General features: G+C 73.7%; 13 protein-coding genes. 1 reads left to right on the top strand and 12 read right to left on the bottom strand.

What is annotated here, in order from left to right:
- Positions 1 to 82: 82 nt before the first annotated feature.
- From IE98_RS0125180 to IE98_RS0125140, 9 genes are all read right to left on the bottom strand, one after another.
- Positions 83 to 1,351 (bottom strand): cytochrome P450, encoded by a 1,269-nt coding sequence (locus IE98_RS0125180; protein WP_078661284.1) that lies wholly within the window; start codon positions 1,349 to 1,351, stop codon positions 83 to 85.
- Positions 1,352 to 1,373: 22 nt separating this feature from the next.
- A complete protein-coding gene (locus IE98_RS0125175; protein ID WP_030272630.1) occupies positions 1,374 to 2,621 on the bottom strand; it encodes a cytochrome P450 in 1,248 nt (415 codons plus the stop codon).
- The gene (locus IE98_RS0125170; RefSeq protein WP_030272625.1) at positions 2,618 to 3,244 is read right to left on the bottom strand and encodes a GTP-binding protein; all 627 of its coding nucleotides are present in this window, start codon (positions 3,242 to 3,244) and stop codon (positions 2,618 to 2,620) included. Before IE98_RS0125170 ends, IE98_RS0125175 begins: the two co-directional genes overlap by 4 nt.
- Positions 3,225 to 3,587: a DUF742 domain-containing protein gene (locus IE98_RS0125165; protein WP_030272619.1), complete on the bottom strand. Its 363-nt coding sequence runs from the start codon at positions 3,585 to 3,587 to the stop codon at positions 3,225 to 3,227. Before IE98_RS0125165 ends, IE98_RS0125170 begins: the two co-directional genes overlap by 20 nt.
- The gene (locus IE98_RS0125160; protein WP_030272617.1) at positions 3,584 to 3,997 is read right to left on the bottom strand and encodes a roadblock/LC7 domain-containing protein; all 414 of its coding nucleotides are present in this window, start codon (positions 3,995 to 3,997) and stop codon (positions 3,584 to 3,586) included. Before IE98_RS0125160 ends, IE98_RS0125165 begins: the two co-directional genes overlap by 4 nt.
- On the bottom strand, positions 3,997 to 5,703 hold the full coding sequence (locus IE98_RS43025) for a sensor histidine kinase (RefSeq protein WP_052390935.1): 1,707 nt from the start codon (positions 5,701 to 5,703) through the stop codon (positions 3,997 to 3,999). The genes IE98_RS0125160 and IE98_RS43025 overlap by 1 nt, the downstream gene beginning before the upstream one ends.
- A 309-nt stretch (positions 5,704 to 6,012) precedes the next feature.
- Positions 6,013 to 6,549 (bottom strand): Clp protease N-terminal domain-containing protein, encoded by a 537-nt coding sequence (locus tag IE98_RS0125150; RefSeq protein ID WP_030272612.1) that lies wholly within the window; start codon positions 6,547 to 6,549, stop codon positions 6,013 to 6,015.
- A gap of 2 nt (positions 6,550 to 6,551) precedes the next feature.
- On the bottom strand, positions 6,552 to 6,785 hold the full coding sequence (locus tag IE98_RS0125145; RefSeq protein ID WP_030272610.1) for a helix-turn-helix domain-containing protein: 234 nt from the start codon (positions 6,783 to 6,785) through the stop codon (positions 6,552 to 6,554).
- A gap of 79 nt (positions 6,786 to 6,864) precedes the next feature.
- Positions 6,865 to 7,191, bottom strand: coding sequence for a hypothetical protein (locus tag IE98_RS0125140; protein WP_043175061.1), 327 nt, complete (start codon positions 7,189 to 7,191; stop codon positions 6,865 to 6,867).
- Between the two features lie 142 nt (positions 7,192 to 7,333).
- On the opposite strand from IE98_RS0125140, the gene IE98_RS0125135 reads away from it, so the two are divergent.
- Entirely contained in the window at positions 7,334 to 8,794 is a 1,461-nt protein-coding gene (locus IE98_RS0125135; protein ID WP_030272606.1) for a hypothetical protein, read from the top strand.
- A gap of 78 nt (positions 8,795 to 8,872) precedes the next feature.
- Here IE98_RS0125135 and IE98_RS0125130 read toward each other — a convergent pair whose 3' ends face one another.
- The 3 genes from IE98_RS0125130 to IE98_RS0125120 form a co-directional block, all read right to left on the bottom strand.
- Positions 8,873 to 9,427 carry a dihydrofolate reductase family protein gene (locus IE98_RS0125130; RefSeq protein WP_030272604.1) on the bottom strand — a complete coding sequence of 185 codons (555 nt, stop codon included), beginning with the start codon at positions 9,425 to 9,427 and terminating at the stop codon, positions 8,873 to 8,875.
- A gap of 56 nt (positions 9,428 to 9,483) precedes the next feature.
- Positions 9,484 to 10,422, bottom strand: coding sequence for a sigma-70 family RNA polymerase sigma factor (locus tag IE98_RS0125125; protein WP_030272603.1), 939 nt, complete (start codon positions 10,420 to 10,422; stop codon positions 9,484 to 9,486).
- Positions 10,423 to 10,605: 183 nt separating this feature from the next.
- Positions 10,606 to 13,485: a vitamin B12-dependent ribonucleotide reductase gene (locus IE98_RS0125120; RefSeq protein ID WP_030272602.1), complete on the bottom strand. Its 2,880-nt coding sequence runs from the start codon at positions 13,483 to 13,485 to the stop codon at positions 10,606 to 10,608.
- Between the last annotated feature and the right edge of the window lie 173 nt (positions 13,486 to 13,658).

Below are 13,658 nucleotides of genomic sequence, written 5' to 3'. Positions count from 1 at the left end.
CATCGGCCGGTGTCCCGGTCGTGATCGGGCCGTGCTGGAGGGCCGGTTGCGCACCGGCCCTCCGACGCCGCTCCGGGCCCGATCAGAGCCGGACGGGCAGCTCGCGCAGGCTGTTGACCACCATGGTGGGGTTCGGCCGCAGCTCCTCCTCGGGCACCGCGAGGGCGAGGCCGGGGAAGCGCTCGAAGAGCGCGGGCAGCGCCACCGCCGCCTCCAGCCGGGCCAGCGGCGAGCCCGGGCAGACGTGCGGCCCGTGGCCGAACGAGAGGTGCCGTCCGGCGTCGCGGGTGATGTCGAAGAGCTCCGCGGTGTCGCCGTGCTGCCCGGGGTCGCGGCCGATCGCGTTGTACGAGATCAGGACTGCGTCCCCGGCGGGGATCACCGTGCCGCCCGCCTCGATGTCCTCGGTCGCGAAGCGGAACAGGAAGTTGCTTGTCGGCGGGGTCCACCGGAGCGACTCCTCGACCACCGCCGGCCAGCCCACCTCGCCCGAACGGGCGAGCGCAAGCTGCTCCGGATGGGTGAGCAGGGCGCGGACCGCGTTGGTGATCAGGTTGACGGTGGTCTCGTGCCCCGCCGCGATGATCACGCGCAGTGTGGCCGAGGCCTCGGCGTCGGTGAGCGGGCCGCCCTCGACGTCCGCCGTCAGCAGGGCGCTGATCAGGTCGTCCCCGGGCTCGGCCCGGCGCAGCGCCACCAGGTCGGCGACGAAGGCGTTCAGCGCGGCGATGGTGGCCGGCACGTCGGCCGGTGCGGTGGTGCTGGAGAAGAAGCGCTCGTACAGCTCGCGGATGTAGGCGTGGTCGTGCTCGGGCACGCCGAGCAGCCAGCCGATCACCGACATCGGCAGCGGGAAGGCGAAGGCCGTCTTCAGGTCGACCACCGGGCCGGACGCGGCGAGCCGGTCGAGCAGTTCGGCGGTGATCCCCTCGATGCGCGGCTTCATGAGTTCGACGCGGCGGGGGGTGAAGGCCTGGGCCACGATCGCCCGCAGCCGGCGGTGCGCGGCGCCGTCGGTGGTGACCATCGAGGGGCCGGGCACGGCCAGGCCGATCAGCGGCCAGGTCCTGGGCACCTCGCCGCGCCGGAACGCCGCCCAGTGCGTCGCGTCCTTGACCAGCCGGGCGTCGGTGAGCAGTTTGCGGGCCTCGGCGTGCCGGGTGACCGCCCAGCCGCGGACGCCCATCAGCTCGACCGGGACCACCGGGCCGGCGGCGCGCAGCCGGGCGCCCTCGGCGGCGTTGTCGAGGGCCAGCGGGTCCATCACGAACGGCGCGTCGGCGGTCGGCGCGGCCGGCACGCCGGGTCCGGTCACCTCGGCCACTGCGGTCCCTGCGGTCGGTTCGGTCATCCGTGCCCCTCCTCGGGTCTCGTCACTCCGCCACGTAGCCGGGGGTGAAGGCCACCGGCAGTGCCATCAGTCCGCGCACCCACGCCGAGGGGCGCCAGACCAGGGCGCTCTCGGAGACCGCGAGGCGCAGGTCCGGCAGCCGGTCGAGCAGCACCTCGATCGCGGTGTTGGCGATCACCTCGGCGGCCTCGCGGGCCGGGTAGGGGCAGCCGTGGTCGCCGGCGGAGAAGCTCAGGTAGGCGCGGTTGCCCTCGGCGGGGCGGCCGGAGTCCTGGCGGACCGTCGGGTCGGCGTTGGCGCCGGCGAAGCCGAGCAGCACCATGTCGCCCTTGGCGATCCGCTGGCCGCCGAGGTGGACGTCGCGGGTCGCCCAGCGGCCGGCGAAGATCTGGGTCGGCGTGTCCTCCCAGAGGGCCTCGCCGAGGGCCTGGCCGATCGAGCGGCGGCCGCCGGAGAGGGAGGCGGCGAACCGCTCGTCGGTGAGCATCAGCCGCAGCGCGTTGGAGATCCAGTAGGCGAGCGGCTGGTGGCCAGCGATCAGCAGCACCCGCAGGTCGCGCATGACCTCCTCGTCGTTCAGCCCGGCCTCGTGGGCGAGCAGCCGCGAGGTGGCGTCGGCGGCGGGGATCTCGCGGCGCCGGTGGACGAGTCCGAGCATGACGGTGAGCAGCTGCTGGGCGCCCTCCTGGGCGTCCGCGCCGCCGTCGAGCATCGCGAGCAGGCCGCGGATCAGCACCGGGGCCTCGTCCTCGTCGAGGCCGAAGAGCCGGCAGAGCACCAGCAGCGGCAGCCGGTGGGCGTAGTCGGCGACCAGGTCGGCCTCGCCGCGCCCGGCGAAGCCGTCGATCAGCCGGTCGGCGATCTCCTCGCAGTGGACCCGCAGTTCGTACGGGTCGACGGCGGCGAGGGCGTCGGTGACGGCGGAGGAGCGGCGCTGGTGCTCGGCGCCCTCGGCGTAGAGGATCGAGGGGACGGGCGCCATCATCGGCTTGAGCGGCCAGTCCTCGGGGATGTTCGGCCACTGGTTCCAGCGGGTGGAGTCCCGGCCGAAGACCTTGGGCTGGCCGGTGACGAGCTGGAGTTCGCGGTAGCCGATGACCAGCCAGGCGGGGACGCCGCCGGCGAGTTCGACGGGTGCGACCGGGCCGTGGCGGTCGCGCAGCTCCTGGTAGAGCGCGCCGGGGTCGGTCTGGAACCGCGGCCCGTACAGCGGCGCGGCGTCCGCGTGGGCCGGGCAGCCGGGCGGCGGGGTGGTGACGGGCTCGGTCACGGGGTGTCCTCTCCGGAGGCCTCGGCCTCGGCCATGCGGTGCAGGTGGCGGACAAGCTCGATCAGCACCTGCTTGCTCGACTCGCGGTCCCGTGCGTCGCACTCCACCAGCGGGACGTGCTCGGCGAGGTCGAGGGCGGCCCTCACCTCGGCGAGGGTGTGCTCGGGCGCCCCGAAGTTGTTGCGGACGACCACGAAGGGCGTGCCGTGGTGCTCCAGCCGGTCGATGGCGTACCAGGACTCCTCCAGCCGGCGGGTGTCGACCAGCACCACGGCGCCGAGGGCGCCGGTGAACAGCCGGTCCCAGAGGAACCAGAAGCGCTCCTGGCCGGGGGCGCCGAAGAGGTAGAGGACGTTCTCGGCGCCGAGGGTGATCCGGCCGAAGTCGAAGGCGACGGTGGTCGACCGCTTGCCCTGCACCCCGGTGAGGTCGTCCACGCCCTCGCCGGCGCGGGTCATCGTCTCCTCGGTGTTGAGCGGGCGGATCTCGCTCACCGAGCCGACCAGGGTGGTCTTGCCGACGCCGAAGCCGCCCACCACGACGATCTTCAGGCCGTTCGCGGCGGTGCTGCTGAGCGGTGCCCTGCCGGCCGGGGCGAGGGTGTCAGAGCTGTTGGAGACCATGCAGCACCTGCTTCAGCGTGTCGAGGTCGGGCAGGCGTGCCTTGGACGGGGCGAACCTGGGGTGGCGGGCGGTGATCCGGCCGGCCTCCAGCAGGTCGCCCAGCAGGATCTTCACCACGCTGACCGGCAGGGCGAGTTCGGCGGCGAGCTCGACCACGGCCGTCGGGGTGGCGCACAGGGTCAGGATGCGGGCGTGCTCGGACTGCATGCCGGGCACCGGCTCCTGCTCGGTGACGACCAGGGTGACCAGGTCGAAGGCGTGCTCGGGCGGCCGGCTGCGGCCGCGGGTCACGGTGTAGAGCCGGTCCGGGTCCTCGTCCCGGCCGGCGAGCGGCCGCGTCACACCCCTGCCTCGATCTCGCGCGCCGGGGCGCTCAGGAACACCCCGATCTGCTCGATCAGCCCGTGCATGTTGTGCCCGACCACGCCGACGTCGGCGTCGTCGTCGGTGACGACCGCGAGGTGGGCGCCCTCACCGGCGGCGACGATGCACAGGATGCCGCCGTGGAACTCGGTCATCGACTGGCGGACGCCGCCCGCGGCGTCGCCGAACTCGATGGAGGCGCCGTGGGCCAGGCTCTGCATGCCGGAGGCGATCGCGGCGAGCTGGTCGGCCTGGTCGGTGCCGAGGGCGGCGGTGTGGCAGAGCTTCAGTCCGTCGGCGGAGAGCACCAGGGCGTGCCGGGCACCGGGGGTGGCCGTCAGCAGGTTCTCCAGCAGCCAGTCGAGGTCGCGGTCGGTGCTGCTGCTCATCAGGCATCGTCCTTCGCGTGGGCGTCGGGGGACTCGGCCCCTTGCAGGGCCTTGCGGAACGCGCCGAAGCGGGCCGCGGAGAGGGCGGCGGAGCGTTCGGTCCGCGGCGGCGGAGCGGGCTGGCCCGCCGGCGCGGCCGCCGCCAGGGTCTGCCCGCGGCGGCGCTGCGGCAGGGTCCGGGCGGCGGGCGGGGTGTCGGCGCCGGCCTCGTTGCCGGCGTCGCTGTCCGTGTTGTCCGGGCCCGCGGTGGTGCCGGGGCCGTCGGCGGGGTCCGCGGGGGCGGCCGGCCGGGCGGGCTCCAGGACGGGCCGGGCCGGGCGCGGTGCGCCGGGCGCCGGTGCGACCGCGACCGGTGCGGCGGCCGCGGCGCGGCGCTCGGCGTCCAGGGCCCGGGCGAGGGCGGGTGCGGGGTGGCTGATCAGCTGCTCGGGGATCAGCACCACGACGCCGGTGCCGCCGCGCGCGGACGGCCGGAAGGAGATCGACAGGCCGTGCTTGCGGGCGAGCGAGCCGACCACGGCGAGGCCGAGCCGGGTGCCGGCGGAGAGCGCGCTGAGGTCCAGCGGCTGGGCGGAGACGGCCTGTTCGGCGCGGCGCAGCCAGCTGTCGCTGAGGCCGAGTCCGCCGTCCTCGACGGTGACGACGAGGCCGGAGTGGGCCTCCTCGACGTAGACGTGCACCTCGGCCGGCGGGGCGGAGAAGTTGGCGGCGTTGTCGAGGAGTTCGGCGAGGACGTGCATCACGCCCTCGGCGGCGAAGCCGGCCACCGCGGCGGTGGAGGCGTTGTGCAGCCGGACGCGCTGGTAGGCGCCGATCCGGCCGAGGGCGCCGCGCAGGATCGACTCGACGCCGATCGGCTTCGTCCAGCGGCGGCCGGAGCGGGCGCCGGTGAGCACCGCGATGGAGTCGGCCATCCGGCCGACCTGGGCGGTGGAGTGGTCGAGGACGAGCAGGTCGCCGAGGACGTCCTCGCCGTGCCGGTGCTGCATGTCGCGCAGTTCGGCGTGCATGCTCGTGGCCAGTGCCTGGACGCGGCCGGCGGCGGTGGCGCAGACGGCGAGGGCGGCGGCGCGCTGGCGTTCGCCGCGGCCGACGGCCTCGGCGACGGTGCGCAGCAGTGCGTGGTGGACAGGCAGGTCGTGGCCGGTGAGGGCGGTGTCGACCGAGGCGCCCGCGCGCAGCTTCTCGACCACCCGGGGCAGCACCTGGTCGCGGAGGGCGGCCAGTTCGGTGCGTTCCCGGACGGCGGCGCTGTGCGCCTCGTGGAGCGCGGCGAGTTCGGCGCGCAGGGCGTGCTCGTCGGCGCGGGCCTGCTCCAGGTCGGTGCGGATCTCGGCGGTCTCCGCCTGGGCGTTGGCGAGGGCGGCGCGCAGGGCGCCGGCCGCGGTGTGGGCGGCGGTGAGTTCGGTGTGCAGCGCGCCGGCGGCGGCGCCGGTCTCGGCGAGTTCGCGCCGGACGTCGGCGAGGGTGCGCTCGGCGGCGCGGGCGCGGAGTCCGAGCTTGGCCGTCCAGCCGACGAGGCCGCACCAGAGCACGGCGGCGACGGCGGCGACGCCTGCGACGGCGGCGCGGTGGACGGAGGGGGTGAGGGCGACGGCGGTGGCCGCGGCCGCGGCGCCGAGGACGATCCCGGCCCCGGCGCGGACCGCGAGTGCGCCGTCGGATCCCTGGTACGCCGCCCGGGCGGGGCGCGTGCGAGCTCTCATCTGTCTGATCCTCGTGCGGCGTCGGCGGCGGAGCAGGGCGACCGCGGGACCGGCGGCGGGCACGCCGGGCGGGCCGGCGCGGCGTACGGCCGGGCGCGTTCCGCTCATTTGATCGGTACACGCGGTCGCCAGATCATATCCATTCAGGTTTTCGACTCAATGCCCGAGTTGACGCACAGTCGCACAGCATGACGCTCCGCGCCCGTACCACCCGGTAACCGCGGGGCGGAAGGGCCTGTGAAGACGTCCGGCGGGCCGTTCCGCGATGTGGGAACGGCCCGCCGGGGCACGCTTCGGGGCGGCGCCGGGTCAACCGAGGACCGCCTCCACGTCCCGGCGTAGCTTGGCGAAGTCCACGCCGTGGCCGGACAGCACCGCCGCGCCCAGGCCCTGGCCCTCGCGGACCAGGCCGAGCAGGAGGTGGCCGGTGGCGATCTCCTTCTGCTTGAGGCGGAGGGTCTCACGCAGCGAGAGCTCCAGGGTCTTGCGGGCGCGCGGGGTGAGCCGGCTGTGCTTCCCGGCCCGGCGTCCGTCGGCGGGCCGGCGCTCCAGGGCGCCCTCGCCGAACGCGGACTCCACGGCCGCCCGGACGGCGTCGAGGTCGACGCCGATCGCGGCCAGCGCCCGGCCGTCGACCTGGCCGCCGGAGAGCCGGACGACCTCGGCCCGGGCGGACTCGTGGTCGAGGCCGTCGGCGGCCAGCAGTGCGGCCACCGGGTCGGCCGGGTCGTGCAGGATGCCGAGCAGCAGGTGCTCGGTGCCGACCTTCTCGTGGCCGAGTTCGCGCGCCTCGACCTGGGCCTGCATGACGACGCGGCGCGCGCCGTCCGTGAACCGCTCGAACACGGTCAGCCCTCCCCTCTCGAACCGAAGATCCGCTTGGCGTACTTCTTGTGCACCGCCTGTCGGCTGACCCCGAGGCAGGCGGCGATCTCCTGCCAGGACCAGCCCTGCTCGCGCGCGTTGCCGACCTGGAGGTCCTCCAGCCGGTCGGCCAGGTCCCGCAGAGCCCGGACGGCCCGGAGGCCGATCGCGGGGTCGCGGCTGCTCGCGTCCGCGGCGAGCTGTCTCGTCTCGCTCATGTTGTCAACTTAGGTTGACACCGGGGCTCCTGTCAACCCTGGTTGACACCCGGCCCGGAACGATCACAACGGCAGTGCCTCACACGGACCAGTACGTCCGGTCGTTCGGGTTCCGCTCCCCCTCCCTCGGCATGCGGCGACCGCAGCGCTTGCCCGTCCGCCGCGACCGCGCGTACGCGTCCAGCTCGGCCAGCCAGCGACTGCGGTCCTCCTCCAGCACGGCCAGCGCCCGCAACAGCGCCGCCTCGTCCCGCTGGAACGGCCCGGCCAGCCACGCCAGACGGTCCAGCGTCCCGTGGAACCCCAGCGGCCGGTACAGCTGCACGCACGACCGCAGCGCCGCCACCCTCACCCGGAGCGGCAACCTCGAATCCGCCACCCGCCGGGCGTGCCATCCGAAACTCATCCGGCATCCACCTCCAGAAAGTTGAGCCTGCGTCACTTTCGTCCAACCGATGACTCGTCAGTAACATGCCAAGGAATGCGTCGGTCGGCCACCCCCGTCCGGCCTCACCCTGCCCTCACCACCTCGAAGGCGAACCCTCTGCATGTCCATACGCTCCCGTGCGCTCCCCGCACTGGCCACCGGCCTGCTGCTCACCGCCACCGGCTGCGCCGCCTCCGCACCCGCCGCCGAGCCGGCCCTCGCCGCCGCGGCCCTCACCACGGAGACCGCGCCGGCCCCGGCCGCGACCGTCCCGAGCAGCACCGACACCCCCGCCGCCGCGGCCCCGGCCGCCGCGGTCGCGAGCCCGGCGACCTCCGGCAAGCCGGCCGCCGGCACCGGCCGGACGGTCGCCCTCGTCGCCTACGACCCGGCCAGCGGCCGCGCCACCCTGCACACCGGGAACACCGGCAGCACCCGGGGCAGCAGCACCACCCCCGGCGGCTCCCGCACCACCGGTGCCCCGCACAGCCCGAACGCCACCGCCTCCGCCTCCACGTCCGCGTCCGCCTCGGCCTCCGCCGCACCGGACACCGTCCGCACCGGCCAGCTGATCGCCAGCCCGCCCACCCCCGCCGCACCCCGCGGCGCGCTGGTCGCCGTCACCGGCGTGCAGAAGGCCGAGGGCGACACGGTCGAGGTCACCACCCGCCCCGCCGAGGTCGCCGAACTGCTCGGCGCCACCGCCACCGAACAGCACAGGGCGATCGACGTCCACGGCATCCACGTCCAGCCGCTGGTCAAGGACCTCAAGGTCGGCTTCACCACCCGCCCCGGCGGCGGCAACGGCTCCGCCTCCGCCCAGCTCTCCCTCGACGCGAGCACCAGCGTCCCGCTGCCCGGCGGGGCCAAGGCCGACCTCGCCGCCGGCATCCGCCTCGACCCCTCCGTCGACTTCTCCTACGACGGCCGCGGCATCCTCAAGGGCGGCATCGAGAAGGCCCGGGTCGGCTTCGGCCTCGGCGCCCACGCCGACTGGAAGGTCGACGCCACCCTCGCGGCGAGCCCCAACCCGCTGCGGGTCCCGCTCGCCAAGCTCAGCGCCAGCCCCGTGCTCACCGTCGCCGGCTTCCCCGTGGTGGTCAACCTCGACCTCACCTGCTACCTGACCGTCGGCGCCGACGGCAAGCTCACCGTCGAGGCCGAGCAGGACCTCGACGGCGCCTGGGCCGTCCACGCCGACTACGCCAAGGGCAAGGGCTGGACGACCGCCGCCGACCCCGGCACCACCACCGTCGGACCCGTCCGCGCCAAGCTCAGCGGCGAGGGCTCCCTGCGCACCGGCCTCACCGCCGAGGCCTCCGTCGGCCTGTACGACACCGTCGGCGTCGCCGCAAGCATCGAGCCCCACCTGACCTCCCGGGTGGCCGGCTCGGTGACCCTCGACACCACCGGCAAGCCCCCGCACGTCGAAGGCAGTTGGACCAACACCGCCGGCCTCGACATCAACGGCAGGCTCTACGCCCAGATCAAGATCCTCGGCACCCCCCTCCTCAAGGCCGACCTCCCGCTGCCCGCATTCCACCGCGAGTGGCCCCTGCCGTCCCTGAGCACCACCCACTGACCCCACCGCACACGCGCCCGAGGGCCGGACCCGACCAGGGGTCCGGCCCTCGGCGTACGAATCCAGTAGCAGCGGGGCTCAGGCGGGCCTGGTCCAACGCGTCAGGACGGCGGCGCCGATCCGCTGCACCGACCGGCACTCCAGGTCGACGAGCGGGCCCTCGGCCGGGAAGAGGCGCCGACCGGTGCCGAGGACGGTCGGGAAGGTCAGCAGCCGGTACTCGTCGACCAGGTCCTCGGCCATCAGCCGGTGCACGACGCTCAGGCTGCCCGTGACGATCACGTCGCGCCGCTCCCGCTTGACCGTGTCGACCAGGTCGCCCTCCAGCAGCCGGGAGTTCGCCCACGCCGAGGTGTCGGTGAGGGTGCGCGAGGCGACGAGCTTGGGCACCGCGTTCAGCCGGACGGCGAAGGGGTCGTCGCGTCCCGGCCACAGCCGGGAGAACAGCTGCCAGGTCTCCCGCCCGAACAGCATGACCCCCTCGTCCAGCGTGCTGCCCAGCCGGAACTTGTCCCCGGCGACCGCCTCCCGGCCGAACCGGAAGGCCCAGCCGCCCGGCGGAGTCCCCCCGGAGCCGTCCGGGTCGGACACGATGCCGTCCAGGGTGGTGAATTCGATGACGATGACGCTCACGGCGGATTCCCTTCGGTGCGGTGTTCACCGGTACGTACCGGCGGCACCGCCCGGACTCATCGCCGCCGCCGGAACTCCTCGGGGGAAATCCGTGGCGGCAGGCGGAATGCTTCGAGGACGCGCGGATCCGCGAACACCACGTTGTGCGTCACGCGGCCGCGGGCGACCGTGAGCACCTGCACCGTGTGCAGAAGGAGTCCGCCGTCGGGCCCGGGCGCGTAGGCGGCGAACGCGGGCTGCCCGTTGGCGGTGAGCGGACGCACGCCCCACCCGGTGCCGCGCATCCGGAAGACCCGTTCCAGGAACAGGCCGTAGTCCCGGCTGCCCCGGTACCACAGCGGCACGGGCGGCATCTCCAGGACGGCGTCCTCGGCCAGCAGCCGCACCAGCGCGCCGACGTCGGCCGCCTCGAACGCCCGCACGTAGCGCCGGACCACCGCCTGCACCTCGGGGTCGTCCGGCTCGCGGACCTCGCCGGCGTCGCCCACGTCGGCCACGGCCGCGCGGGCGCGCTGCAGCGCGCTGTTCACCGCGGCGACGGTGGTCCCCAACTGCTCGGCGACCTCGGCGGCGGAGAAGGCCAGCACCTCGCGCAGGACGAGCACCGCGCGCTGGCGCGCCGGCAGGTGCTGCACGGCGGCCACCCAGGCGAGCCGGAGGTCGGCCCGGACCTCCGCGTCGTACCGGGCGTCCGGGAACGGCTCCAGCCAGGGGACGTCCTGCGCCGGCACGAGCGGCGCCCCCGGGTCCTCGCTCGGCGCTCCCAGTCCGGACGGCAGCGGCCGCCGCCCGCGCCCCTCCAGTGCCGTCAGGCACACGTTGGCGGCGATCCGGTACAACCAGGTCCGCACCGAGGCACGCGCCGGGTCGTAGCGGTCACGGGCCTTCCAGGCGCGCAGCAGGGTCTCCTGCACCAGGTCCTCGGCCTCGTGGAACGAGCCCGTCATCCGGTAGCAGAACGCCACCAACTCGCGCCGGTGCGGCTCCAGTTCCATCCGCCCATCATGCCGCACCACCCCGCCGGCCGGGCCGGGACACGGCACCCGCCCGGTGTCGTGTCCCGCAGCACGCAGGCACGGCGAAGGGGACCGGCCGACGGCCGGTCCCCTTCGTGAGCTGCTGTTCGGCCACCCCCGCGGGCCGCGCCGGACGTCGTGTCCGGCGCGGCCCGCCCGGGGTCAGCTGCAGCCGCTGGTGGAGCCGCAGCCCTCGCAGAGGTAGCAGCTGCCGGCGCGGCGCATCTTGGTGCCGCAGGAGAAGCAGAGCGGCGCGTCGGCGTTCAGGCCCAGCTGGATCTCCACCAGTTCGGTCGAGTTGTGGGCCCGGGCCGGGGCGGCCTGCGGCTTCGCCGGGGCGGGCTCGGCGGCCCGGGGGGCGGCGAGCGGCGCGGACTGGGCGAGGCCCTCCACGTCCACGTCCTCCTCCTCGACCGGCTCGTACGAGCCCGTCTCCAGGTGCCGGGTCCGCTCCTCGACGGAGTGGATGCCGAGCGCGGAACGGGTCTCGAACGGCAGGAAGTCCAGCGCCAGGCGGCGGAAGATGTAGTCGACGATCGACTGCGCCATCCGCACGTCCGGGTCGTCGGTCAGACCGGCCGGCTCGAAGCGCATGTTGGTGAACTTCGAGACGTAGGTCTCCAGCGGCACGCCGTACTGCAGGCCGACCGAGACGGCGATCGAGAAGGCGTCCATCATGCCCGCGAGGGTCGAACCCTGCTTGGACATCTTCAGGAAGACCTCGCCCAGGCCGTCGTCCGGGTAGGAGTTGGCCGTCATGTAGCCCTCGGCGCCGCCGACCGTGAAGGAGGTGGTGATGCCCGGGCGGCCCTTCGGGAGGCGCTTGCGGACGGGGCGGTACTCGACGACCTTCTCGACCGCGGCGGGCGCCGCGGCGGCCTTCTCCTCGACGGCCGGGGTCTTGGTCTTGGCCGAGAGCGGCTGGCCGACCTTGCAGTTGTCGCGGTAGATGGCGAGCGCCTTCACACCGAGCTTCCACGCCTCGAAGTAGATCTCCTCGACGTCCTCGACCGAGGCGTTCTCGGGCATGTTGACCGTCTTGGAGATGGCGCCGGAGATCCACGGCTGGATCGCCGACATCATCCGCACGTGGCCCATCGGCGAGATGGAGCGCTCGCCCATCGCGCAGTCGAAGACCTCGTAGTGGGCGGACTTGAGGCCCGGGGCGTCGATCACGTTGCCGTGCTCGGCGATGTGGGCGACGACCGCCTCGACCTGCTCGTCCTGGTAGCCGAGGCGCTTCAGGGCGCGCGGCACGGTGCCGTTGACGATCTGCATCGAGCCGCCGCCGACGAGCTTCTTGAACTTGACCAGTGCGAGGTCCGGCTCGACGCCGGTGGTGTCGCAGTCCATCATCAGGCCGATGGTGCCGGTCGGGGCGAGCACGGAGGCCTGCGCGTTGCGGAAGCCGTTCGCGGCGCCCAGGCGGATCACGTCGCCCCAGGTCTCGGTGGCGGCGGCCCACACCGGGGCGTCCAGGTCGTCGACCGCGACGGCGGCGGCGTTGGCGTCCGCGTGCTGCTGCATCACCCGGCGGTGGGCGGCGGCGTTGCGGGCGTAGCCCTCGTACGGGCCGACCACGCCGGCGAGTTCGGCGCCGCGGCGGTAGGCGGTGCCGGTCATCAGCGAGGTGATGGCGCCGGCCAGCGCGCGGCCGCCCTCGGAGTCGTACGCGTGGCCGGTGGCCATCAGCAGGGCGCCGAGGTTGGCGTAGCCGATGCCGAGCTGGCGGAAGGCGCGGGTGGTCTCGCCGATCTTCTCGGTCGGGAAGTCGGCGAAGCAGATGGAGATGTCCATCGCGGTGATGACCAGCTCGACGACCTTGGCGAAGGTCCCGGCGTCGAAGGAGTCGTCGTCGCGGAGGAACTTCATCAGGTTGAGCGAGGCGAGGTTGCAGCTGGAGTTGTCCAGGTGCATGTACTCGGAGCAGGGGTTGGACGCGTTGATGCGGCCGGACTCCGGGCAGGTGTGCCAGTGGTTGATGGTCGAGTCGTACTGGATGCCCGGGTCGGCACAGGCCCAGGCGGCCTCGGCCATCTTGCGGAAGAGCTGCTTGGCGTCGACGGTCTCGATGACCTCGCCGGTCATCCGGGCACGCAGGCCGAAGGCGGTGCCGTTCTCGACCGCCGTCATGAACTCGTCCGAGACGCGGACGGAGTTGTTGGCGTTCTGGTACTGGACGGAGGTGATGTCGTCGCCGCCCAGGTCCATGTCGAACCCGGCGTCGCGCAGGGCGCGGATCTTCTCCTCCTCCTTCACCTTGGTCTCGATGAAGGCCTCGACGTCCGGGTGGTCGACGTCCAGGACGACCATCTTGGCCGCGCGGCGGGTGGCGCCGCCCGACTTGATGGTGCCGGCGGAGGCGTCGGCGCCGCGCATGAAGGAGACCGGGCCGGAGGCGTTGCCGCCGGAGGACAGCAGCTCCTTGGAGGAGCGGATCCGGGAGAGGTTGAGGCCGGCGCCGGAGCCGCCCTTGAAGATCATGCCCTCTTCCTTGTACCAGTCGAGGATCGACTCCATGGAGTCGTCGACGGCCAGGATGAAGCAGGCGGAGACCTGCTGGGGCTGCTTGGTGCCGACGTTGAACCAGACCGGCGAGTTGAAGCTGAACACCTGGTGGAGGAGGGCGTGGGTCAGCTCGTGCTCGAAGGTCTCGGCGTCCTCCGGGGTGGCGAAGTAGCCGTGCTTCTCACCGGCGGCGCGGTAGGTGAGCACCACGCGGTCGATGATCTGCTTGAGGCTCCACTCGCGCTGCGGGGTGCCCACGGCGCCGCGGAAGTACTTCGAGGTCACGATGTTGACCGCGTTGACCGACCAGAAGTCGGGGAACTCCACGCCGCGCTGCTCGAAGTTGATCGAGCCGTCACGCCAGTTGGTCATGACGACGTCGCGGCGCTCCCAGGTCACCTGGTCGTAGGGGTGGACGCCAGGAGTGGTGTAGATGCGCCCGATCCGCAGCCCGCCCTCGGGCGCCTTGCCGCCCGCCTTGGTCGCCTTCGCGGACTTCGACCCGCGTGCGGAACCGCTCGTCGTGTCAGTCACTTCTTCTCCTCCTCCTGGGCAAACGCCCTGGACGCCCCGATGCTTCCGGCTTACGGGGCATCCGGTGGTTCGCTTCCTGGTGTGCGGGCAGCCTCGAACGGTGACCGCTTTCGCACGTTGTGTTGTGTTCTGTAACCGTTGCGCGGGCGCGCGCCGGCCGCGGACGGCCGGAG

Source organism: Streptomyces sp. NRRL B-24484 (genome assembly GCF_000717715.1).
Taxonomy (GTDB): domain Bacteria; phylum Actinomycetota; class Actinomycetes; order Streptomycetales; family Streptomycetaceae; genus Kitasatospora.
Note: the sequence above shows the minus strand (reverse complement) of the source record. Positions and strands in the feature narration are given on the sequence as shown.